At 60.7% G+C, this 20,478-nt stretch carries 18 protein-coding genes and 2 pseudogenes; 11 read left to right on the top strand and 9 right to left on the bottom strand.

Going from position 1 to position 20,478, the window contains the following annotated elements:
• Window positions 1-48: 48 nt before the first annotated feature.
• Window positions 49-1,293: an acyl-CoA dehydrogenase family protein gene (locus AB7M23_RS21900; protein WP_065760126.1), complete on the bottom strand. Its 1,245-nt coding sequence runs from the start codon at window positions 1,291-1,293 to the stop codon at window positions 49-51.
• A gap of 402 nt (window positions 1,294-1,695) precedes the next feature.
• Here AB7M23_RS21900 and msuE (AB7M23_RS21895) point away from each other — a divergent pair, with 402 nt between their 5' ends.
• The 7 genes from msuE (AB7M23_RS21895) (at window position 1,696) to AB7M23_RS21865 (ending at window position 8,805) form a co-directional block, all read left to right on the top strand.
• Window positions 1,696-2,259, top strand: a complete 564-nt coding sequence (gene msuE, locus AB7M23_RS21895; RefSeq protein ID WP_102051767.1) for an FMN reductase — start codon at window positions 1,696-1,698, stop codon at window positions 2,257-2,259.
• Window positions 2,260-2,291: 32 nt separating this feature from the next.
• Complete coding sequence (sfnG, locus tag AB7M23_RS21890; RefSeq protein WP_065760124.1) at window positions 2,292-3,383, top strand: dimethylsulfone monooxygenase SfnG; 1,092 nt, start codon at window positions 2,292-2,294, stop codon at window positions 3,381-3,383.
• Between the two features lie 13 nt (window positions 3,384-3,396).
• The gene (locus AB7M23_RS21885; RefSeq protein WP_454242011.1) at window positions 3,397-4,557 is read left to right on the top strand and encodes an AMP-binding protein; all 1,161 of its coding nucleotides are present in this window, start codon (window positions 3,397-3,399) and stop codon (window positions 4,555-4,557) included.
• Between the two features lie 15 nt (window positions 4,558-4,572).
• On the top strand, window positions 4,573-5,364 hold the full coding sequence (locus AB7M23_RS21880; protein WP_454242010.1) for an ABC transporter ATP-binding protein: 792 nt from the start codon (window positions 4,573-4,575) through the stop codon (window positions 5,362-5,364).
• Between the two features lie 70 nt (window positions 5,365-5,434).
• Window positions 5,435-6,316, top strand: a complete 882-nt coding sequence (locus AB7M23_RS21875) for a branched-chain amino acid ABC transporter permease (RefSeq protein WP_065760121.1) — start codon at window positions 5,435-5,437, stop codon at window positions 6,314-6,316.
• An 11-nt stretch (window positions 6,317-6,327) separates the two neighbouring features.
• Complete coding sequence (locus tag AB7M23_RS21870; RefSeq protein ID WP_065760120.1) at window positions 6,328-7,395, top strand: branched-chain amino acid ABC transporter permease; 1,068 nt, start codon at window positions 6,328-6,330, stop codon at window positions 7,393-7,395.
• An 84-nt stretch (window positions 7,396-7,479) separates the two neighbouring features.
• Window positions 7,480-8,805, top strand: coding sequence for an ABC transporter substrate-binding protein (locus tag AB7M23_RS21865; RefSeq protein WP_409281551.1), 1,326 nt, complete (start codon window positions 7,480-7,482; stop codon window positions 8,803-8,805).
• Window positions 8,806-8,927: 122 nt separating this feature from the next.
• Here the strand turns inward: AB7M23_RS21865 and AB7M23_RS21860 are convergent, their stop codons facing one another.
• Genes AB7M23_RS21860 through msuE (AB7M23_RS21850) form a run of 3 tightly spaced genes read right to left on the bottom strand, consistent with a single transcriptional unit; the run spans window position 8,928 to window position 11,886 of the window.
• Window positions 8,928-10,115, bottom strand: coding sequence for an acyl-CoA dehydrogenase family protein (locus tag AB7M23_RS21860; protein WP_454242009.1), 1,188 nt, complete (start codon window positions 10,113-10,115; stop codon window positions 8,928-8,930).
• Between the two features lie 43 nt (window positions 10,116-10,158).
• Window positions 10,159-11,313, bottom strand: a complete 1,155-nt coding sequence (gene ssuD / locus AB7M23_RS21855) for an FMNH2-dependent alkanesulfonate monooxygenase (protein ID WP_099775370.1) — start codon at window positions 11,311-11,313, stop codon at window positions 10,159-10,161.
• A 9-nt stretch (window positions 11,314-11,322) separates the two neighbouring features.
• On the bottom strand, window positions 11,323-11,886 hold the full coding sequence (msuE, locus tag AB7M23_RS21850; RefSeq protein WP_454242008.1) for an FMN reductase: 564 nt from the start codon (window positions 11,884-11,886) through the stop codon (window positions 11,323-11,325).
• A 302-nt stretch (window positions 11,887-12,188) separates the two neighbouring features.
• On the opposite strand from msuE (AB7M23_RS21850), the gene AB7M23_RS21845 reads away from it, so the two are divergent.
• Window positions 12,189-13,643: a TrkH family potassium uptake protein gene (locus AB7M23_RS21845; protein WP_330522893.1), complete on the top strand. Its 1,455-nt coding sequence runs from the start codon at window positions 12,189-12,191 to the stop codon at window positions 13,641-13,643.
• Window positions 13,644-13,762: 119 nt separating this feature from the next.
• On the opposite strand, the gene AB7M23_RS21840 is transcribed toward AB7M23_RS21845, so the two are convergent.
• Window positions 13,763-14,077 carry a helix-turn-helix domain-containing protein gene (locus AB7M23_RS21840; RefSeq protein WP_099775367.1) on the bottom strand — a complete coding sequence of 105 codons (315 nt, stop codon included), beginning with the start codon at window positions 14,075-14,077 and terminating at the stop codon, window positions 13,763-13,765.
• Between the two features lie 304 nt (window positions 14,078-14,381).
• Between AB7M23_RS21840 and AB7M23_RS21835 the strand changes: the two are divergent.
• The 3 genes and pseudogenes from AB7M23_RS21835 to AB7M23_RS21825 form a co-directional block, all read left to right on the top strand.
• Window positions 14,382-14,546: pseudogene (locus AB7M23_RS21835) on the top strand (PAS domain-containing protein); the annotation flags it as partial.
• A gap of 795 nt (window positions 14,547-15,341) precedes the next feature.
• A pseudogene (locus AB7M23_RS21830) lies at window positions 15,342-15,830 on the top strand (methyl-accepting chemotaxis protein); the annotation flags it as partial.
• Window positions 15,831-15,852: 22 nt separating this feature from the next.
• Entirely contained in the window at window positions 15,853-17,556 is a 1,704-nt protein-coding gene (locus AB7M23_RS21825) for a putative bifunctional diguanylate cyclase/phosphodiesterase (RefSeq protein ID WP_454242007.1), read from the top strand.
• Between the two features lie 55 nt (window positions 17,557-17,611).
• On the opposite strand, the gene AB7M23_RS21820 is transcribed toward AB7M23_RS21825, so the two are convergent.
• The 4 genes from AB7M23_RS21820 to AB7M23_RS21805 are packed head-to-tail and all read right to left on the bottom strand — an operon-like array spanning window position 17,612 to window position 20,411.
• Window positions 17,612-18,106 carry an Lrp/AsnC family transcriptional regulator gene (locus tag AB7M23_RS21820; protein WP_102051759.1) on the bottom strand — a complete coding sequence of 165 codons (495 nt, stop codon included), beginning with the start codon at window positions 18,104-18,106 and terminating at the stop codon, window positions 17,612-17,614.
• A gap of 11 nt (window positions 18,107-18,117) precedes the next feature.
• The gene (locus AB7M23_RS21815; protein WP_330522891.1) at window positions 18,118-18,972 is read right to left on the bottom strand and encodes an ABC transporter ATP-binding protein; all 855 of its coding nucleotides are present in this window, start codon (window positions 18,970-18,972) and stop codon (window positions 18,118-18,120) included.
• Between the two features lie 3 nt (window positions 18,973-18,975).
• Complete coding sequence (locus AB7M23_RS21810) at window positions 18,976-19,689, bottom strand: ABC transporter permease (protein WP_454242006.1); 714 nt, start codon at window positions 19,687-19,689, stop codon at window positions 18,976-18,978.
• Window positions 19,686-20,411 carry an ABC transporter permease gene (locus tag AB7M23_RS21805; protein ID WP_454242005.1) on the bottom strand — a complete coding sequence of 242 codons (726 nt, stop codon included), beginning with the start codon at window positions 20,409-20,411 and terminating at the stop codon, window positions 19,686-19,688. The genes AB7M23_RS21810 and AB7M23_RS21805 overlap by 4 nt, the downstream gene beginning before the upstream one ends.
• Window positions 20,412-20,478: the final 67 nt, after the last annotated feature.

Below are 20,478 nucleotides of genomic sequence, written 5' to 3'. Positions count from 1 at the left end.
ACGATGATTGAGCCGCCCCCTCGTCGATGTGACGAGGGGGCGTTTGCATTAGCCCTGTTTAGCACCACCACCGATCTGCCAGACATACGGTGGTTCGGTGCCGTTGATCTCCCAGTCACCGATGATCCGTTCCTTGTAGATCAGTGGGTTGTGCGAGGCGGCGGTGCGGGCGTTGCGCCAATGACGGTCGAGCAGTTTGCTGGTGCTGGTGGCCGAAGCGCTGAGGGCGTTGAACAGGTCGCTGGTGGCGCGCAGGACCAGCTCGGCAATGACGACCTGGCCTTGAGCCGACTCCAGTTCGGCGGCGATGTTGGCTGCGCGCTCAGCTTCAGCATCATTGCCAAAGTGGCTCTCGTAGGCGCGCTGCGCGGCAGCGGCAGCACGCAGTGCCGTGGCTTCGGCGGCATAGGCCTGGGCCGAGGCCTTGCCGACCACCTGCTGGACCTGGGCATCGTCACTGGCCGCGGCAGCATTGCCCGTGCTGAAAATGCGCGTGCGTTTGCGCACTTCTTCGGCGATGTCGCGCACGGCTGCGCGACCGGAGCCCGCCAGTACCGCCAGCAGTACCAACTGATAGAACGCTGTCTGGTACTTGAAGCGGGTGGCGAAGTCGAACAGGTTTTCGTCTTCGACCACAACGTTATCGAACACGGAGGTGCCGCTGCCAGTGGTGCGCTGGCCAAAACCGTCCCAGTCGTCGCTGAGGGTAATGCCGGGTTGCTGGACACGAACCGCAGCGATGACATCGCCGCCAGTGTCGTCACGTTGGGCGTAGAGGTCGATCCAGTCGGCAAAGATACTGCCGGTGCTGTAGTACTTGGTGCCATTGACCCGCCACTGATCGCCTTGGCGCGAGACACGGGTAATCACCTGCCCCAGTTTCACGGCGCCTACTTCGGTCCAGGCATTACCCACCAGGTCACCGTCCAGAAAACGTTTGAACCAGACGTCCTGTGGCGTGTTGGCGTGCGCGTTGAGGCGATCTTCGACAAAGGCGAAGTGGCCGCGCAGGGCTTGCGGCAGGTTGGAGTCGGCTTCGGCCAGTTCGATCAGCAGTTGGAACAATTGTGGCAATGAGGCGCCGGCGCCGCCGTATTGCACCGGTACGCGCACGGCGCCAAAGCCGGCTTCCTTGAGCCATTTCACCGGCTCATAGGGCAGGCTGCGGGTGCGCTCGCGTTCGAGGGCGCCAGCGGCGATGCGGGTGAAAATCGGCCGGAATCGCGCGGCCAGTTGTTCATAGTCGGTTCCGGTGGAGAGGGGGTGCGGAATGTGCTGTTGCTGGGCAGTCATGCTGTCGCTCCTGTTAGGGCATTAAACAAAGCCGCGAACCGGTCTGGTCGCTGTCCTACGGTGTAATGCACAGGCCATGCCCAGCATGGAAGGCCCCGTAATCCGTGGTGTCTGGCACGTTCTGGCTGCTTTCTGATGTCGGCTGGCGGGCACGTTGTGGAACTGCTGCTGCCCAGGCAACAGCTGTGGCAGGAGGCTGTGCAGGCATGTCGGCAGTGGCCTGCTGCGCGCAAGTGTTTGCCCTGCAACAGATGATCAGCAGCTTGCCTGCTGCGGTACATCGAGCGATGTTCGCTGCTTTATGTTAAGTCATTGAAATATAAGGAATTAATACAGTGGCACAGTTGCTGCTATAGCCCTTGTGTGGATGCCGCGGTGGCATGTCCAGGCAGGGGTCGATCAATGAGCAGAATACTGAAAGTCGTCGCAGTCTCGGGGAGCGTGCAACAGCCCTCACGCACCTTGGTGCTGCTTAACGCGCTGGTGGCAGAGCTGGCGCAACAGTTGCCCATTGAGCTGCAACTGATTGAGCTGGCCAAGGTCGGCCCGCAATTCGCCGGTGTGCTGCGCCGTGAGGATTTGCCCGCCGCGGTACAGGCAGACCTGCAGGCCATCGAAAGCGCCGATTTGCTGATTGCGGCAACCCCGGTGTACCGCGCGTCCTATACCGGCCTGTTCAAGCACCTGTTCGACTTTGTTCATCACGAGGCCTTGAAGCAGGTCCCTGTGCTGTTGGCCGCCACCGGTGGTTCGGAGCGCCATGCCCTGATCATCGACCATCAGCTACGACCGTTGTTCGGCTTTTTCCAGGCGCTCAGCCTGCCAGTTGGCGTGTACGCCGCAGAAGCCGATTTCGATAACTACCACATCAGTAATACGCAGCTGCGCGAGCGTATCGAGCGGGCGGTCGAGGCTGCGGTCGCAAGCCTCGGCCCACGTTTTCAGCGCAACGCCAGCGCAGCCTGATTCAGCCCTTTCAACTCAATGGAGTACCTGCAATGAGCCAAGAACAGATCAAGTTTGCCTATTGGGTGCCTAACGTCAGCGGTGGTCTGGTGGTCAGCAAGATCGAACAGCGCACCAGCTGGGACATCGACTACAACCGCAAGCTCGCGCAAATCGCCGAGAACGCCGGCTTCGAGTATGCGCTGTCGCAAATCCGCTTCACCGCCGGTTACGGCGCGGAGTACCAGCATGAATCGGTTACGTTCAGCCATGCACTGCTCGCCGCCACCACGCGCCTGAAGGTGATTGCTGCGGTACTGCCAGGGCCTTGGACCCCGGCGTTGTTGGCCAAGCAGATTGCGACCATCGACCACCTGACGGGTGGGCGGGTGGCCATCAACGTGGTGTCGGGCTGGTTCAAGGGGGAGTTCACCGCGATCGGCGAACCGTGGCTGGAACACGATGAACGCTACCGTCGTTCGGAAGAGTTCATCACTGCACTCAAAGGTATCTGGACCACCGATAACTTCACCCAGCGCGGTGACTTCTATCGCTTCCATAACTACACCTTGCAGCCCAAGCCACTGCAGCAGCATCCAGAGATCTTCCAGGGTGGCAGCTCGCGGGCCGCTCGCGATATGGCGGCACGGGTGTCTGACTGGTACTTCACCAACGGCAATACCGTCGAAGGCATCAAGGCTCAGGTGGATGACATCAAGGCCAAGGCTGCGGCGAATAACCATACGGTCAAGGTCGGTGTGAACGCATTCATCATCGCCCGCGACACCGAGGAAGAGGCCCGCGCGGTACTCGCCGAGATCATCGACAAGGCCGATCCGGAAGCGGTCAACGCCTTTGGCGATGCGGCGCGGCAAGCCGGCAAGGCCAGCCCGGAAGGCGAAGGCAACTGGGCCAAGTCCAGTTTCGAGGACCTGGTGCAGTACAACGATGGCTTCAAGACCAACCTGATTGGTACGCCGCAGCAGATCGCCGAACGCATCGTCGCCCTGAAAGCCGTGGGGGTGGATCTGGTGTTGGGTGGTTTCCTGCACTTCCAGGAGGAAGTCGAGTACTTCGGGCGCAAGGTACTGCCATTGGTCCGTGAACTGGAAGCCCGGCGTTTGGTCGACAAGGCCGTAGCCTGAGGCGGGAGTCGTTATGGTTCAGTTTGCGCAGCACAGCCCTGATGCCCCTGGCACCTTGCCTGAATGGTTGCAGCGACAGGCAGCTGACCACGGTACACGTCTGGCCCTGCGGCACAAGCATCTGGGTGTCTGGCAGGTGCGTACCTGGCAGCAGTTGGCGGATGAAGTCCGTCGCTTGGCCTCGGCGCTTCAACTGCGTGGTTTTACCGAGGCGAACACCCTCGTGGTGTTGAGCCGTCCACGCCCGGAAGCCCTGATCGCGGCACTCGCTGCGCAATGGTTGGGCGGTGTTGCGGTGTTGTTCGATCCGTTGCAGGGCGGTGCTGCTCAGGTTGAGTTGTTGCGTGAGCTGAACCCTGGTTACTTCTTTGCTGAAGGCGCTGAGGAACTGGCGCAGGTCGGTGCGGCGAATCTGAATGCTGCTCTGCTGTTTTATGCCGATGGTCGAGGCTTGGCCGCCGAGCATGCAGAAACAGCGCTCGATTATGCCGTGCTTGTGGCACGGGCGGCCGACCCGGCGCTCAAGCTGAAGGCGCGCACGGAGCGCAGCGCCTTCATCTTCTACCGTTTGCATGAAGACCGGCACATCGAATTGCAGCGCATCAGCCATGCAGAGCTGGTGCGCGAAGGGGCGCGTCTGGTGCAGCTCGAACACCTTGGGCCGGGGGAGGAAGCACTGGCCGCCCGGGCCTTTGCCGCCAGTGGTCAGGCGCGCTACTTGCTGGCGCCGTGGCTGATTGCCGGGTTTCGCCTGAACTTCCCCGAGAGCCTGCACACCCGTGACCGCGATCGCCGTGAGCTGGGGCCAACCTTGGTGGCCGGGACCCGGGAGACCTATGGCCGCTTGTACCAGGAGGTGCTGGCACGCCTGCCGGATGTGGGCACCTGGCAGCGGCGGCTGGTGGATTGGGCGCTGGCGGCGCAGCCGGGCGTACTCAGGCGTGTGCTCGGTTACTGGCTGGTGAGGCGTGCGCTGCGCGACATCCTTGGCTTCAGCCGCATACAGGCACCGTTGTTGGTCGGGGAGCCGTTGGCAGAACCAGCGCAGGCCTTTTTTGCCGCGCTGGACATTCGTGTGCGGACCTGGCCAGACCCCGCACGTTGGCAGGTGGCGCCGAGTGAGCCTGCCAGCCGTATCAGTGGTTGGATTGACGACCATCCACAATTGGCTTGATGAGGAGAGCGAACGATGTCCACAAGCCACTCTGCTGTTCCGGCGCCGCTACTGGCGCTGGACAATATTTCCCTGTCCTTCAAGGGCGTCAAGGCGGTTACCGGCATCAGCTTTTCGGTCGCGCCCGGTGAGATCTGCGCCTTGATCGGGCCTAACGGTGCCGGCAAGAGTTCGTTGTTGAACGTGATCAACGGTGTGTACCAGGCACAGGAAGGCCACATTCATTTTGCCGGCCAGGTGCGGCGTCGCATGCGTCCTCACGACGCGGCGCAACGCGGTATCGCCCGGACCTTTCAGAACATCGCGCTGTTCAAGGGCATGACGGTACTCGACAACGTCCTGACCGGGCGCAACCTGAAACGGCGTAGCAGTTGGTTGGAGCAAGTGCTGCGGGTGGGGCGAGTCGCGGCTGAAGATGACCTTCAGCGCGCTGCGGCAGAACGGGTCATTGCGTTTCTGCAGATCCAGCCGTGGCGTGATGCGATTGTCGGCACCTTGCCCTACGGTTTGCAAAAGCGGGTTGAGTTGGCCCGTGCCTTGGCCGCGGAACCTACCTTGCTGTTGCTGGATGAGCCAATGGCCGGAATGAATGCCGAAGAGAAGGCGCAGATGAGCCGTTTCATCGTCGACATCAACCGCGAGTTCGGTACCACCGTGGTCTTGATTGAACACGACATCGGCGTGGTCATGGGCATTTCGCACCATGTGGTGGTGCTGGACTACGGCCGCAAGATTGGCGATGGCCCGCCGGATCAGGTCCGGCAAGACCCTGAGGTCATTGCTGCTTACCTCGGTACCCGACACTAACGCGCGTTTACGTGTTTGCCGTCCTGCGTTGGGCGGTTGGCTTCGTATTGCCCGAAAAGCAGGAAACGACATGGATTTTTTCTTTGAAGTACTGATCGGCGGTTTGCTGGCCGGGGTGATGTACGCCCTGGTGGCCATCGGGTTTGTACTGATCTACAAGGCCTCGGGCGTGTTCAATTTCGCTCAGGGCGCGATGGTGCTGTTCTCCGCGCTGACCTTTGTCAGTTTGCTGGAGCGCGGGTTGCCGTTCTGGTTGGCGTTTGTGGTGACCCTGGCGGCGATGGTGCTGTTGGCCCTGGCGGTTGAGCGGGTGGTGCTGCGGCCGTTGGTCAACCGCTCACCGATCACCCTGTTCATGGCCACGCTTGGCCTGTCGTACATGATCGAAGGTTTTGCCCAGGCGCTGTGGGGCGCGCAGGTGCACGGCCTTGACCTGGGTATCAGTGATGAGCCGTTGGCGTTGGGCGGCATGTTGCTGTCTTCGTTCGACCTGTTTGCGGCAGCCACGGCAGCGCTGCTGGTACTGGTGCTGTCATTGCTATTCAGCAAGACCCGTATTGGCCTGTCGTTGCGGGCCGTTGCCGACGATCCCGTTGCAGCCTTGGCCGTGGGCATTCGCTTGCAGCACATCTGGGCTGTGGTGTGGGCCGTGGCAGGGTTTGTCGGCCTGGTCGCCGGGCTGCTCTGGGGCGCTCGCCTGGGCGTGCAGTTCTCCCTTTCGCTCATCGTGCTCAAGGCCTTGCCGGTGCTGATCATTGGCGGGTTCACCTCGATCAGTGGGGCGATTGTCGGCGGCTTGATCATCGGCGCCAGCGAGAAACTTGCCGAGGTCTACCTCGGGCCGTTCGTGGGCGGGGGGATCGAAAACTGGTTCCCCTATGTCCTGGCGTTGCTGTTTTTGCTGGTGCGTCCAGCCGGATTGTTTGGCGAACGTGCCATTGAGCGGGTTTGAGGGAGAGTGCCATGTTGTACAACGAAGCCGGTCAGTTCAGTACCCGTTACGCCCAGGATCGTCGAGTGTTCCGCTTGCGTCAGGATCGCCACGCACTGCTGGCGCTGCTGCTGTTTGCCTTTGTGGCGGTGCCTTACCTGGGCAATGACTACTGGTTCAGTGCCATCCTGATTCCTTTTCTGGTGTTGTCGCTGGCCGGGCTTGGGCTGAATTTGCTGACGGGCTATGCCGGGCAACTCTCCCTCGGTTCGGCGGCCTTCATGGCGGTAGGGGCCTTTGCTACCTACAACATCGAACTGCGAGTACCGGGTTTGCCGCTACTGCTGAGCCTTGTGCTGGGCGGCGTTTGTGCGGCCCTGACGGCGTTGCTGTTCGGTTTGCCCAGCCTTCGCATCAAGGGCTTCTACTTGCTGGTGTCCACCCTGGCTGCGCAGTTCTTCGTGCAATGGGCGTTGACCAAGTTCAGCTGGTTTTCCAATGACAGCGCCTCAGGGGTGATCAGTGCGCCGCCGCTGCACCTCATGGGGGTCGATTTCAGTTCGCCAGCGGGCCGTTACCTGTTCACGCTTGGGGTGGTCGTGGTGCTGTTCTGGCTGGGCAAAAACCTGGTGCGCAGTGAGTTGGGGCGTAACTGGATGGCGGTGCGCGACATGGACACTGCCGCTGCAGTCATCGGTATTCCGTTGCTCAAGACCAAGCTGCTGGCCTTTGCCATCAGCGGCTTTTTCCTCGGCATTGCCGGCGCACTGTGGGCCTTCACCTACCTGGGTACGGTAGAGCCGCATGGCTTTGACCTGAACCGCTCATTCCAGGTGTTGTTCATCATCATTATCGGTGGCCTGGGCAGCTTGCTCGGCAACTTCCTCGGTGCAGCGTTCATCGTGCTGTTCCCGATCCTGCTCTCGAACCTGGCCGGGCTGTTGCCTGCGGGCCTGATTGATGCCGGGCAGGTCGAGAACCTGCAAAAGATGGTGTTCGGCGCACTGATCATCCTTTTCCTGATCAAGGAACCAGAGGGGCTGGCGCGCCTCTGGCAACGCTTTCGCGAGCGCGCACGGCGATGGCCGCTGCGCTACTGAGCGAATCCCTGCAGGCGGAGCGTGCTCCGCAGTTCACCCTTCAGGCGCAAGCCATAGCTCAACGATTCGACAAGGAAATACGCGATGTTCAAACGATCTTTGCTCAGCAGCCTCGCGCTGGCCGTGAGCTTGAGTGCCACTGCCTTCATCGCCAAGGCCGATGGCGAGCAGTACTTCCCGCTGCAAAGCTACCGTGTTGGCCCTTACGCGGCAGGCGGTACCGGGTTCTTTGGCGGGTTTATCGATTACCTCAAGTACGTCAACGCCAATGGCGGGGTCAATGGCGTCAAGCTGACCTGGAGCGAGTGCGAAACCGAGTACGTGGTGGAGAAGGGCGTTGAGTGCTACGAACGCCTGAAGAACGGTTTGAACGGGGCGCCGGCCGCTGCGACCAACCCGCTCTCGGTAGGTATTGCCTACGCCACCCTGGACCGCTCGACGGCAGACAAATTGCCCTTGATCACCATCAACCACGGGCGCACGGACTCTACCGATGGCAGCGTGTTCCCCTATGCCTTCCCGTTGCAACTGAACCCGTATTCCGAAGTGTCGGCGATCATCAATTACATCGGCCAGCAGTCGGGTGGCCTGGACAAGTTGAGTGGCAAGAAGATCGTCACGCTCTACCATGGTTCTCCCTATGGCAAGGAAACCAATGAGGTGCTGCAGGCGTTGGCCGACAAGTATGGCTTTACCCTGACCTTGCTGGAGGTGCCGCACCCTGGCAACGAACAGCAATCGCAGTGGCTGAACATCCGTCGCGCCAAGCCGGACTGGGTCATTCTGCGAGGCTGGGGTGTCATGAACCCGGTTGCCTTGAAGAGCGCGCAGAAGGTCGGCTTCCCGGCGGACCGAATCATCGGCAACATCTGGAGTAACTCCGAGGAAGACGCCGCACCGGCAGGTGCTGCAGCCAAGGGCTTCATCTCGATTACCACGCACCCTTCCGGGACCACGTTCCCGGTGACGCAAGGGATCAAGAAGGACGTTATCGATGCCGGTCATGGCGACCTTGCCGATCCAAAACGCTTCGGGACCGTCTACTACAACCTGGGTGTGGTGAACGGCATTCTCAACGTCGAGGCGGTACGCCTGGCGCAGGAAAAGTACGGCCACAAGCCGTTGAGCGGCGAGCAGGTGCGCTGGGGCTTTGAGCACCTGAAGCTGGATGAGGCGCGGCTCAAGGAACTGGGCGCGCTAGGCCTGGTGCAACCCCTGCAACTGTCCTGCTCCGACCATGAGGGCGGCGGTGCCGTGCGCTTCCAGCAGTGGGATGGGGAGAAGTGGAACCTGATCAGCGATTGGGTGCAGGCCGACCGCGCATTGCTGCGGCCAATCATCGAAGCTTCTGCACAAAAGTACGCGAAGGAGAAAGGCATCACCCCGCGCGACTGCAGCAAAGCGTCCTGATGCTGCATCGACACCGGGGCACATGGGCCCCGGTGTTGTCCCGATAGCGTTGTCCCGGTGTTGTCTGGGGCAACGACCGGGTAGCCGTTGATGAACCGCTGCAAGGACGCGAGGCCACCACCCTAGGAGTAGAACGTCGGGGTTGGCAGTTGAGCATTCAGCGCCCAGTCACCCAGCTCTTGCAGTTTGTAGTCCACAGGATCATGCAGAGACTGTGTGCGCAGGTTGCGCCAGTAGCGGTCGAGGCGCAGGGCCGCGTGGGTGGAACGTGCGCCGGTCACTTCAAACAAGCGGCTGGTCAGGTCCAGGCCGATGCGTGTTGCTGCCACCTTGGCGGTTGCGATGGCGACGGCCAGTTCACCGCGTTCTTCGCTATGCAGTTGATGCTCCTTGCGCCAGGCTTGATCGAGCAGCGCGTTCGCCCGTTCGGTGAGCAATCGCACGCTTTCCAGGCCGACCCAGAACTCGCCATAGTGGCCGAGGATGTAAGGGTCTTCGTTGGCGTGTTCAACCTTGGCCTTGAACCACGGGCGGGTTTCCTTGAGGGTGTAGTTGCGGGCTTCGACGAAGGCGCCTTCGGCAATGCCAAGGAACATGTTGACGAAGGTGAGCTGCGCGATCAGCGGGCGCAGGCAGGCGAAGGGCGTACTCAAGGGGCCGGGTTCGAGCAGCAACTCGTTTTCCTCGACCCGTACCCGTTCAAAGGTCGCACTGCCACTGTCGGTTTGCCGTTGCCCAATGTTGTCCCAGTCTCCGTGCAGGGTAATGCCGGTGCGCCCGCTTGGGATGGCGGCAATCAGCAGTTTGCCCTGGGTGGACTCATCCAGCGCCGAGGCAATCAGCATTTCCGAGTCGGCCGAGCCCGAGCAAAAGCTTTTACGCCCTGAGAACTCACGCCAACCGGCGAGTTTTTTCGAGACGGTACGGGTATCCAGCGGGTTGAGGGCGTTGCCCCAGAACCAGTTGTTGCGTGCTGTCAGCTCGAACCACGGTTGCCATTGGTCTGGCCGGGAGAACAAGCGCACAGTAGCCAGCATCAGGTGCTGGAAGCCAAAGACGTGAGCGATCGAGCTGTCGACCTTGGCAAATTCGCGAACGATGTTCAGCGTCTCTGTCCAGTTGGCGCCCAGACCGCCGTATTGCGTCGGAATGATCAAGCCCAGCAAGCCGCTCTGGCGCAGCGCATCGCGCTCGGCTTTCGGTGTGCCGCCGAGGCGGTCACGTTCCGCGGCGCTTTCGGCGAAGGTGCTGGTCAGCGCTTGGGCAATCTGCAGTGGCGTCAGGCGTGCGGATTGATGAATAGCAGTCACAGGCTGTCCTCATCGGGGGGTAGGGTGGCTTGAGGCGCGTCCATCAGGCTGGTTGCGCTGTTGCCTGGGTGGGCAGCACGTCGTTGGCGATCATTTCGCCAAAGGGGCCTGAGAGGTTGGTGACACCGCGGCCTGCCAGGCTCGCATAGGGTTCCGGCAGCAGCGGAAAGACCAGTTCGGCAAAGCGATAGGCCTCTTCCAGGTGTGGGTAGCCGGAGAAAATGAAGCTCTCGATGCCGAGGTCGGCATATTCCTTGATCAGCCCGGCCACTTGTTGCGGGTCACCGACCAGGGCCGTGCCTGCACCACCACGCACCAGGCCGACGCCCGCCCAGAGGTTCGGGTAGATCTCCAGTTGGTCACGCCGACCACCATGCAGCGCGGCCATGCGCCGTTGCCCCTCGGAATCGAAACGCGAGAAGGACTGCTGCGCGGCGGCAATGGTTTCGTCGCTGATGTTGGCGATCAGCTTGTCAGCGGCTTGCCAGGCTTGTTCGGCAGTCTCGCGGACAATCACATGCAAGCGAATGCCGAACTTCACGGTGCGCCCGTGTTTGGCTGCGCGGGCACGGACATCGGCGATCTTTTCGGCGACAGCCGCCGGTGGTTCGCCCCAGGTCAGGTAGACATCCACCTGCTCGGCGGCCAGCTCGTGCGCCGCGTCGGAAGAACCGCCGAAATACAGCGGTGGATAGGGTTTTTGCACGGGAGGGTAGAGCGCCTTGGCGTTTTGCACTTGAAGGTGCTTGCCGTCATAGTCCACGGCTTCGCCCTGCAGCACACGCCGCCAGATATGCAGGAACTCGCCACTGGCCTCATAGCGTTCACTGTGGCTCAGATGCAGGCCGTCTCCACGGTTTTCGTCCGGGTCACCGCCGGTTACCACGTTGATCAACAGGCGGCCTGCGGACAAGCGATCAAGGGTCGCGGCCATGCGTGCAGAGACCGTCGGCGAAATGATCCCGGGGCGGATCGCTACCAGGTAACGCAGGCGTTCGGTCAGCGGTACCAGGGCAGAGGCCACCACCCAGGAGTCTTCGCAGGAGCGTCCAGTGGGTATCAGTACGCCGTAGTAACCGAGGCTGTCGGCGGCCTGGGCCACCTGTTTGAGGTAGGGCAGGGTGACGGGGCGGGCGCCCTCACTGGTACCCAGCAAATGACCGTCGCCGTGGGTGGGCAGAAACCAGAAAACATTCATGTCGGCGCCTCAGGCAATTTTACGTAGAACAGCGCGGTGGCCGTTGAGCTGCTCGGAGGCTTTTTCCCCGGCCAGGCGGATACGAGCCTGCAGGGCCGTGCTGGTGATCTGGTAGTTGCTGAAATCGGCTTCGGCGGCGTAGACCCCGATCGGCAGGGTGACCGACTGGAAGAAGCTGAACAGCGGACGCAGTTGGTGGTCGATGACCAGCGCATGGCGTTCACTGCCACCGGTTGCGGCGAGCAGTACTGGCGTATCAATCAAGGCATCCTGGCCAATCAGGTCGAACAGGTGCTTGAACTGGCCGGGGTAGGTGCCACGGTAGACGGGCGCCGCGACGATCAGCAGGTCGGCGGACTCGATTGCGCGCAGCTCATGCTCTACGGTTTCCGGCAGCTCTTTACGCGAGAGCGCGCCACCCAGTGGGCGGACGATATCCCCCAGTTCAATGACCTTGCTCTCGATGGGCAGTTGTTGCGCCAGTTCAGCCAGGATGGACTGGGTCAGAACCAGTGTGCGCGAAGGGCGGAACGTGCCACCGGAAACGGCGACGACTTTGATTGGAGTGCTCATGGCTACAGGCCCGTTGCTGTTGAAGGTACAGGGGCAGGAGCAAGAGTTGTTCCATGTGTGAAAAGTCTTTATTTATCAAATTGTTATGAGCTTTTTGCGGGGTACTCAAGTGTTGCTTGAAGTGCGCCCTGTTGAATGGCTGTTGCTGGGGCAACAGTTTCGCTGCTGTTGTTGGCGCAACAGTGGCTGCGCGGGCGGCTGCAGTATGAGGTGTGAAGCCACTGAATTTTTACGGATTCTTTACGCGTCTGTGTGCTGCGCTATAACGATACTTGCGCGCGCCATTCAGTCAGAGCCCGTACATGTCACTTGCCAGAATCCGCTTGATTGGTTTCATCCTCGGTGTCTTCCTCATCACCCTTGCGGTGAGCATGACGATCCCTCTGTTCACCTTGATGCTTTATGAGCAGCAGGACGGGCTTTCTGCATTTGTCCGTTCAGGTGTCATCACCTTTCTCACCGGTATTGCGCTGGTCGCACAAGGGCGTCCCGAGGACGCTCATTTACGCCCGCGAGACATGTATTTGCTGACGACGGCCAGTTGGGTCGTGGTCTGTACCTTTGCGGCGCTGCCGATGGTGTTCATACGGGATATCAGCTACACGGATGCGTTTTTTGAAACGATGTCGGGTATCACCACCACCGGTTCGACCGTGCTGACCGGGCTGGACACCGCGTCCCCGGGCTTGCTGATCTGGCGCTCGATGTTGCATTGGTTGGGCGGCATCGGCTTTATCGGTATGGCGGTAGCGATTCTGCCGTTGCTGCGTGTCGGGGGGATGCGCTTGTTCCAGACCGAGTCGTCGGACTGGTCGGACAAAGTGCTGCCACGCTCCCATGTCATGGCGAAATACATTCTGCTGGTCTATGTCGTGTTGACCGGGATTGGCTACCTGGCGTTCTGGTGGGCCGGGATGACGCCGTTCGAGGCGATCAACCACTCAATGTCGCTGATATCCACCGGTGGCTTCTCGACCTCGGACAGTTCGTTGGCGCACTGGTCGCAGCCGGCCATTCACTGGGTCGCGGTAGGGGTGATGATCCTCGGCAGCTTGCCCTTTACGTTGTATGTGGCGGTGCTGCGAGGCAATAGAGGCGCCTTGTTCAAGGATCATCAGGTACGTGGCTTCATTGGCTTTCTGGTGTTGACCTGGTTGCTGGTCGGCACCTGGCTGCATTTCAACGGGCCATACGGGTGGTGGGAGGCGGTGCGCCTGGTGGCGGTCAACGTCACGTCGGTGGTGACTACAACGGGCGTTGCGCTGGGTGACTACACCCTGTGGGGCACATTTTCGGTGTTGTTCTTCTTCTACCTGACGTTCGTCGGTGGCTGTTCGGGCTCAACCGCCGGTGGTTTGAAGATCTTTCGTTTCCAGGTCGCCGGCCAGTTACTGCATGGCAGCCTGTCGCAACTGATTCACCCGCGCGCAACGATTCGCAGCAAGTACAACGGCCATCCGCTGGATGAGGACATTGTGCGTTCGCTGCTGACCTTCTGCTTTTTCTTTACCACCACCATCGCCGCCATTGCGCTGGGGCTGGCCCTGATCGGCCTGGACTGGACCATTGCACTGACCGGTGCGGCGACGGCCGTCTGCAATGTGGGGCCGGGGTTGGGGCCGGTGATCGGGCCGGTCGGTAACTTCTCCTCACTGCCCGATGCTGCGAAGTGGCTGCTGACCGTCGGCATGCTGCTGGGGCGCCTGGAGATCCTCACCGTTCTGGTGCTGTTCACACCGTCGTTCTGGCGCTTCTAGAAACGCGGGGCGCTGCCAAGCCTCAGCCCCCATCCGGGGGCTGAATCAGATATACTCCGCGCCCCTAAAATGGGGCAGCGCTGTTTAGCGATAAGCCTGTCTGCTTGCTGTTGCTGGCGTTAACGCCTGGACAGGGCCATATCGACCGCCGCGATCAGCTTTCCCAGGTCTTTTGGGGGGGCTTTGTGTACGACGTTGAACAGATAGGCTCTTTGCTCGTCTTCATCGCCCAACTCCGAGAAAAAAGCTTTCAGCTTTATACCCAGCACTTCGGCAAATTTGAACAGTGCTTCAACGCTTGGGGTGTAGGAGCCGGTTTCAAAGCGGCTGATGGTTTTGGGATCAAAACCGGTTTTCTCGCCGAATTCAGCCTGAGTAAGCCCTGCCACCTTGCGGTAGCGCTTTATGGCTGAACCCAAACCTGAAATTGTCATCGCTTAATTCCCATTTAGAATCAAGAACTTAACGGTATTTGGTCGAGCTAGGCAACGCCAGATTCTGTAACATTACTGTCATAAACGTGATGTAATTCGTAGAATTGGATTGTCAGACAAGAGTCTGAATGCCTGGTTCAACATGGACTGGATCCAGGATTACGACCGCCACTAACGGAGTTCTAACGTGCGTCTCAATTTGCCGGTAACCTCTGTCGAACAGACGTTTCCGGAACATCAACGCCTTGTTTCCGCAACCGATACCACCAGTAAGATCACTTACTGCAATGCCGAATTCGCCGCCATGAGCGGCTTCAGTCAGGCAGAACTTATCGGTAGTACCCACAACCTTGTACGTCACCCGGACATGCCGCCAGAGGTGTTCCAGCAGATGTGGCAGTACCTCAAGGCCGGCCAGAGCTGGATGGGGATCGTCAAGAACCGCTGCAAGAACGGCAACTTCTACTGGGTCAGTGCCTACGTCACGCCGGTGCTCGAGGACGGGCGCCTGGTGGGGTACGAGTCTGTGCGGGTCAAGCCAACCCGCGAGCAGGTGCAGCGTGCCGAGACGCTGTATGCGCGCTTGCGTGAAGGCAAGTCTGCCGTGCCATTGCTGCGTCGCGCTACTGTGATCGGCAAGGTACTGGCGTTGCCGGTGCTGGCTGCCGGGGTTTGCATTGCGGTAAACCAGGCCGCTCCCGGTCTGCTTGGCCAGGGCGCCACGCTTGGGCTTTTCGGGCTGGTCGGTCTTTATGGCCACAGCCGCCTTGGGCGCGAGCTTAAACAGATCGTGCAGTCTACGCCCAATACCTTTGCCGACCCGATCGTTGCAATGACCTACACCGATGCCGTGGGGCCGAGCGCTCAATTGCAGATGATCCTGATCAGTGAAGAGGCGCGGTTGAAAACAGCCCTCACACGCCTGAGCGATCTGGCCAGGCAGATGGCTGAGGCAGCGACCGATTCCAGTCGCTTGTCCAGCAGCACGGAGTCGGCGTTGCTCGAACAGCGTGCCGAAACCGACATGACGGCAGCGGCAATGACCGAGATGGCCGCGTCCATCGCTGAGGTCGCCCAGCATGTGCAGCAAACGGCAGGTGAAGCGCAAACCGCCAACCTCCTGGCCGATCAGGGCAGTCAGGTGGCCGGTACCACCCGCGAAGCGATCCAGTTGCTGGCCAGTACGGTCACCCAGATCAACCAGGCAGTCGGAAACCTGGCCGGGCAGACCCAGGACATCATGATGGCTGCGAGCGTGATCCGCTCGATTGCCGAACAGACCAACCTGTTGGCGCTCAACGCTGCCATTGAGGCCGCTCGGGCCGGCGAACAAGGGCGCGGCTTTGCGGTGGTGGCTGACGAAGTGCGGGCATTGGCCGGCAAGACCCGTCAGTCGACCCTGCAAATTCAGGGCGTCATTGAAAGCCTTCGTACGGGGGCCGAGGAAGCCGTGAGCATCGCCAACCTGGGTATTCAGGAAGCTGAGCAGGGGGTTGCGCAGGTGCTGGAAGCACAGCGTGCCTTGCAAGGTATCCGCGAAGCCGTAGAGCGTATCAGTGACATGAGCCATCAGATGGCTGCTGCTTCTCAGGAACAGTCAAATGTCGCCGAAGATGTCTCGCGGCAGATCAATACGGTAGCCAGCACGGTGCAGAAAACCGCGCAGAATGCCAATGCTGCGGCGACACGGGGCGGTGAATTGGAGCGCATTTCTTCGGGCCTGCGCGCTCTGGTCGAGCGATTCAATCGATAGCCGGCAGGGTGCAGAGGACGTCATGGACGATAACTACCGCGCGGCCGTCGATGCGGCCGCGATTTTTTCCGAAACCGATCTGACGGGTCGGATTACCTACGTAAACCAACAGTTTTGCAGCATTTCCGGTTACAGCCGCGAAGAGCTGCTTGGGGCCAATCACCGCATCCTCAATTCGGGCCTGCATGATCCGGAGTTTTTTCAGGAGATGTGGCGGTCCCTGGTGATGGGCAAGGTCTGGAAAGGCGAGATCTGCAACCGTGCCAAGGACGGTTCGTTGTACTGGGTCGACAGTACGATGGTGCCGTTGATTGATCCGCTGACAGGTCGAGTACGCAAGTATGTTTCGATTCGTTTCGATGTCAGCGAGAAGCGCCAGTTGCTGCGCACCTTGCAATGGCGGGTCAGCCACGATGTGCTGACCGGCTTGCCCAACCGAGCCTACCTGTCTGACCTGTTGACCCAGGCACTGGACTTTTCCCGGCAAGAGGGCACCCAGCTGGCGGTGTGCATGCTTGACCTGGATGGCTTCAAGGCGGTGAACGACGGCTATGGTCATGCCAGTGGCGATTTGCTGCTGGTCGAGGTGGCCGCTCGTCTCAAGGGCATCCTGCGCGGCGGTGACGCCGTGGCGCGGTTGTCAGGTGATGAGTTCGTGCTGATTCTGCGTGATATTCACGACCACTATCGTTTGCACATTGCCCTGCAGCGGGTACTCGCCGCCGTCGCATCGCCTTACGCCATCAACGCTCAGGACTTGAGAGTCAGCGCGAGCATCGGGGTGACGCTGTTTCCGCTCGACAATGACGATGCCGACACCTTGCTGCGCCATGCCGACCAGGCCATGTATGTGGCCAAACAAAGTGGGCGTAACCGCTACCATGTGTTTGACGTCTCGCTGGACAAGGAGGTCAAGGCTACCCACCAGACCGTTGAGCGCTTGCGCCAGGCGTTGGCCAAGGGTGAGCTGTGCCTGTACTACCAGCCTAAGGTCAATATGCGCACCGGTGCGGTGATTGGCTTTGAGGCGTTGTTGCGCTGGCAGCATCCGGTCAAGGGGCTGGTGCCGCCAGCGGAGTTTTTACCGTTGGTAGAGCAGACTGACCTGATCGTCGATATCGGTGAATGGGTGATCGATCAGGCCATGGCGCAAATGCATCAATGGCAACTGCAGGGTTTCTGTTGGTCGGTGAGCGTGAACATTGCGGCCCGGCATTTCCAGCGTTCGGACTTTGTCGAGCGGTTGAAACGACTGCTGGCCCGCCACGCAGCGGTGGCGCCAAGCATGTTGGATCTGGAGATCGTCGAATCGGTGGCCATCGAGAACATCCAGCGGGTCAGCCAATGCCTGGATGCCTGTCAGGAGCTGGGTGTGCAGTTCTCCCTGGATGATTTCGGCACAGGTTACTCATCGCTGAGTTACCTCAAGCGGCTGCCAACCCAGACGATCAAGATCGATAAGTCGTTTGTTCGTGACATCCTCCACGATCAGGATGACCTGGCCTTGACCCGCGCGGTGATTAGCCTGGCGGGGGCGTTCGGCCGTCAGGTGATCGCCGAAGGCCTGGAAACGGTTGAGCATGGTCTGTTGCTGATGGACTTGGGCTGCGATATGGCGCAAGGCTACTGCATTGCCCGGCCAATGCCCGCCGCCGATGTGACGCTGTGGGTCGAGGGTTATGTGCAGCCCGTGGAGTGGGCTGCATTGGCACCGCTGACGGTATAGGCGTCAGCGGTGTTGACGATGCAGGCGCCGATGGCATCGCCTGCATCGCAGGTGCCTAGAGTTGGGTTGCGGTGTTCTTCACCACGGCCAGCTCTGGGTGCGCGACCAATTTGTCGATGTGCAGTTCGTCGTTGTTCATCCAGGTCTCGGTCAGCACCCGGTAGTGCTCCATGTCCCGGCAGCGCATGCGCAGGCTGTAATCGAAGTGGCCGCTGATCAGCTGACATTCAAAAACCTGTGGGCAGGCCCGAATGCAGGCCTCAAACGCTCGTTGCGCTGCGCGCCCGCTCTGGTTGGAGAGGGCAACCAGCACCAGCAGCGACAGCCCCGGTGAAACCATCTGCACGTCGATGATCGCGCCGTAGCCTCTAATCACGCCGCGCCTTTCCAGCTTGCGTACCCGCTCAAGGCACGGGCGAGGCGTCAGATGCACCAGTGATGAAAGCTTCTCATAGGTGATCCGCCCGTTATGGCGCAGTACATCAATGATGGCTTCATCGATCCGGTCCAGAGGGGGCGCGCAGTGGGGGCTGTTGGCCTTGTTTTCCATGCGGGTCTGCTTCACTTCAAACGGTTGGATAGAAATTGCTGCAGGCGCTCGCTCTGCGGGTGGTCGAGTATCGCGGCGCTGCCTTGTTCCTCGACCCGGCCCTGATGCAGGAACAACACCTGGCTGGACACCTTTCGGGCAAAGCCCATTTCGTGGGTGACCATGAGCATGGTACGACCTTCCTCGGCCAGCGTCTGTATGACTTTGAGCACCTCGCCCACCAGCTCTGGGTCGAGCGCCGAGGTGGGTTCATCGAAGAGGATGATTTCCGGCTCCATGGCCAGTGCGCGGGCGATGGCAACCCGCTGTTGCTGCCCACCGGAGAGGAACGCCGGGTACTGATCGGCTGCGCGCGATGGCAGCCCGACCTTGTCCAGGTAGGCGCGAGCGCGGGCTTCGGCGTCCTGTGCGCTGACACCAAGCACACGGCGAGGGGCCAGGCAAATGTTCTCCAGCACAGTCATGTGGCTCCACAGGTTGAAGTGCTGGAACACCATGGCCAGACGCGTACGCAGGTTCTGCAATTGGGCAGGGTGCGGTGCGCGCACGCCCGCGCGCCCCTGGCGCATCTCGATGGTTTGGCCGTCGAGGGTAATCGCGCCCGCGTCGGGTTGTTCAAGGAAGTTGATGCAGCGCAGCATTGTACTTTTGCCCGAGCCGCTGGCACCAATCAGGCTGATGACATCGCCTTTGCGCGCTTGCAGCGAGACGCCTTTGAGTACCTGATGATCGCCGTAGTGTTTGTGCAGGTCTTCGACGGTCAGTTTGACCGCCGCTGTCTGGGCGACGTTGGCCTGACGTGCTGTCGTAAGTGGCTCAAGCAGTGGCTCGCGATGGGACGACAAGGCGTGTGCAGAAAGGGTCATGGTTTAGCCTCGGACAGGAACAAGAAAACGCATCCAGCGGCGTTCGGCCAGGCGGAACAGCCCGACCAGCGCGAAGGACAGCAGCATGTACAGCAGGGCCGCGACACCAAAGGCCTGGAAGGTCAGGAAGGTCGCGGCATTGGCGTCACGCGCGACCTTGAGGATGTCGGCGATGGTTGCGGTGAAGGCCAGGGAGGTGGCGTGCAGCATCAGGATCAGTTCGTTGCTGTAGGCCGGCATCGCACGGCGCAGGGCGGCTGGCAGAATCACGAACAGGTTCAGGCGCCAGCCATACAGGCCATAGGCCTGGGCCGCTTCAATTTCGCCGTGGGGGATATTGCGAATCGCCCCGGCGAAGATCTCCACGGTGTAGGCGCAGGTATTGAGGACGAAGGCCAGCAGGGTGCAGTTCAGCGCGTTGCGGAAGAACGCGTCGAGCAAGGCGTTGTCGCGAACGACCTCCAGCCCGTACAGGCCGGTGTAGCAGATCAGCAGTTGTATGTAGAGTGGTGTGCCGCGAAAGACGTAGGTGTAGAACTCCACTGGCCAGCGCAGCCAGCGCTGGCGTGAAACCCTGGCCAGGGCCAAGGGCAGCGACAGCAGGAAACCCAGGACGGTCGTCACGATAAACAACCACAGGGTCACCGCCAGCCCGGAAAAACCGGCGCCATCACTGTAGAGGTAGGCCAGGCCATATTGCTCAAGCAGTTCGATCATGATGCCAGCCCCTTGATGCCCGTGTTGTAGCGCCGTTCCAGGCGTTTAAATAGCCGGTTTGAAAGGGTCGTGATCATCAGGTAGACCAGTGCGGCGAGGATCAGAAAATACAGGGTGTTATTGGTGGTCTTGCCGGCGTTCTGCGCGGCTTTGACCAGGTCGGCCAGGCCGATGATCGAGACCAGTGCCGTGGACTTGAGCAGTACCAGCCAGTTGTTGCCCAGCCCTGGCAGGGCGAAGCGCATCAGTTGTGGGAACAGTACCAGGCGAAAACGCTGGGCGCGGCTCAGGCCGTAGGCGGTAGCAGCCTCAAGCTGGCCTGCCGGTACGCTGAGAATGGCACCGCGAAAGTTCTCGGTGAAGTAGGCACCGTAGATGAAACCCAGGGTGATCACACCGGCCATGAACGGGTCGATCTCGACGTAGTTCCAGCCCAGCATTTCGGTGAAATCGTTGAGCCACAATTGCAGGGTGTAGAAGATCAGCAGGATCAGTACCAGGTCCGGCACGCTGCGTATCAGCGTGGTGTAAAGCGTGGCCGGAGCGCGCAGCAGGCGTAGCGGTGAGCATTTGGCGCAGGCGCCGATCAGGCCCAGGCTCAGGCTTAATGCCAGCGACAGCAGCGCCAGTTTCAGGGTCATCCAGGTCCCTTGCGCCAACAGCGGGCCAAAGCCCTGCAGACTCAGGGCCTGCAGGCCGATTGAGTGGAGGAGGTCATTCACGGGAAAAGTCTCGTCAGAAGCTGGAGTGGAGACCGCTGCGGCCAGCAGGATGGCTGGCCGCAGACAG

Source organism: Pseudomonas sp. HLS-6 TE3448 (assembly GCF_053629555.1).
Note: the sequence above shows the minus strand (reverse complement) of the source record. Positions and strands in the feature narration are given on the sequence as shown.

What these genes read in the sequence shown, in the direction of transcription:
- AB7M23_RS21820 (WP_102051759.1), bottom strand. Translation starts at nt 18,106, where the DNA reads ATGGAAAACAAGGCCAACAGCCCCCACTGCGCGCCCCCTCTGGACCGG.
- AB7M23_RS21900 (WP_065760126.1), bottom strand. Translation starts at nt 1,293, where the DNA reads ATGACTGCCCAGCAACAGCACATTCCGCACCCCCTCTCCACCGGAACC.
- sfnG (WP_065760124.1), top strand. Translation starts at nt 2,292, where the DNA reads ATGAGCCAAGAACAGATCAAGTTTGCCTATTGGGTGCCTAACGTCAGC.
- AB7M23_RS21840 (WP_099775367.1), bottom strand. Translation starts at nt 14,077, where the DNA reads ATGACAATTTCAGGTTTGGGTTCAGCCATAAAGCGCTACCGCAAGGTG.
- AB7M23_RS21825 (WP_454242007.1), top strand. Translation starts at nt 15,853, where the DNA reads ATGGACGATAACTACCGCGCGGCCGTCGATGCGGCCGCGATTTTTTCC.
- AB7M23_RS21880 (WP_454242010.1), top strand. Translation starts at nt 4,573, where the DNA reads ATGTCCACAAGCCACTCTGCTGTTCCGGCGCCGCTACTGGCGCTGGAC.
- msuE (WP_454242008.1), bottom strand. Translation starts at nt 11,886, where the DNA reads ATGAGCACTCCAATCAAAGTCGTCGCCGTTTCCGGTGGCACGTTCCGC.
- AB7M23_RS21885 (WP_454242011.1), top strand. Translation starts at nt 3,397, where the DNA reads ATGGTTCAGTTTGCGCAGCACAGCCCTGATGCCCCTGGCACCTTGCCT.
- AB7M23_RS21815 (WP_330522891.1), bottom strand. Translation starts at nt 18,972, where the DNA reads ATGACCCTTTCTGCACACGCCTTGTCGTCCCATCGCGAGCCACTGCTT.
- msuE (WP_102051767.1), top strand. Translation starts at nt 1,696, where the DNA reads ATGAGCAGAATACTGAAAGTCGTCGCAGTCTCGGGGAGCGTGCAACAG.
- AB7M23_RS21845 (WP_330522893.1), top strand. Translation starts at nt 12,189, where the DNA reads ATGTCACTTGCCAGAATCCGCTTGATTGGTTTCATCCTCGGTGTCTTC.
- AB7M23_RS21865 (WP_409281551.1), top strand. Translation starts at nt 7,480, where the DNA reads ATGTTCAAACGATCTTTGCTCAGCAGCCTCGCGCTGGCCGTGAGCTTG.
- AB7M23_RS21875 (WP_065760121.1), top strand. Translation starts at nt 5,435, where the DNA reads ATGGATTTTTTCTTTGAAGTACTGATCGGCGGTTTGCTGGCCGGGGTG.
- AB7M23_RS21810 (WP_454242006.1), bottom strand. Translation starts at nt 19,689, where the DNA reads ATGATCGAACTGCTTGAGCAATATGGCCTGGCCTACCTCTACAGTGAT.
- ssuD (WP_099775370.1), bottom strand. Translation starts at nt 11,313, where the DNA reads ATGAATGTTTTCTGGTTTCTGCCCACCCACGGCGACGGTCATTTGCTG.
- AB7M23_RS21870 (WP_065760120.1), top strand. Translation starts at nt 6,328, where the DNA reads ATGTTGTACAACGAAGCCGGTCAGTTCAGTACCCGTTACGCCCAGGAT.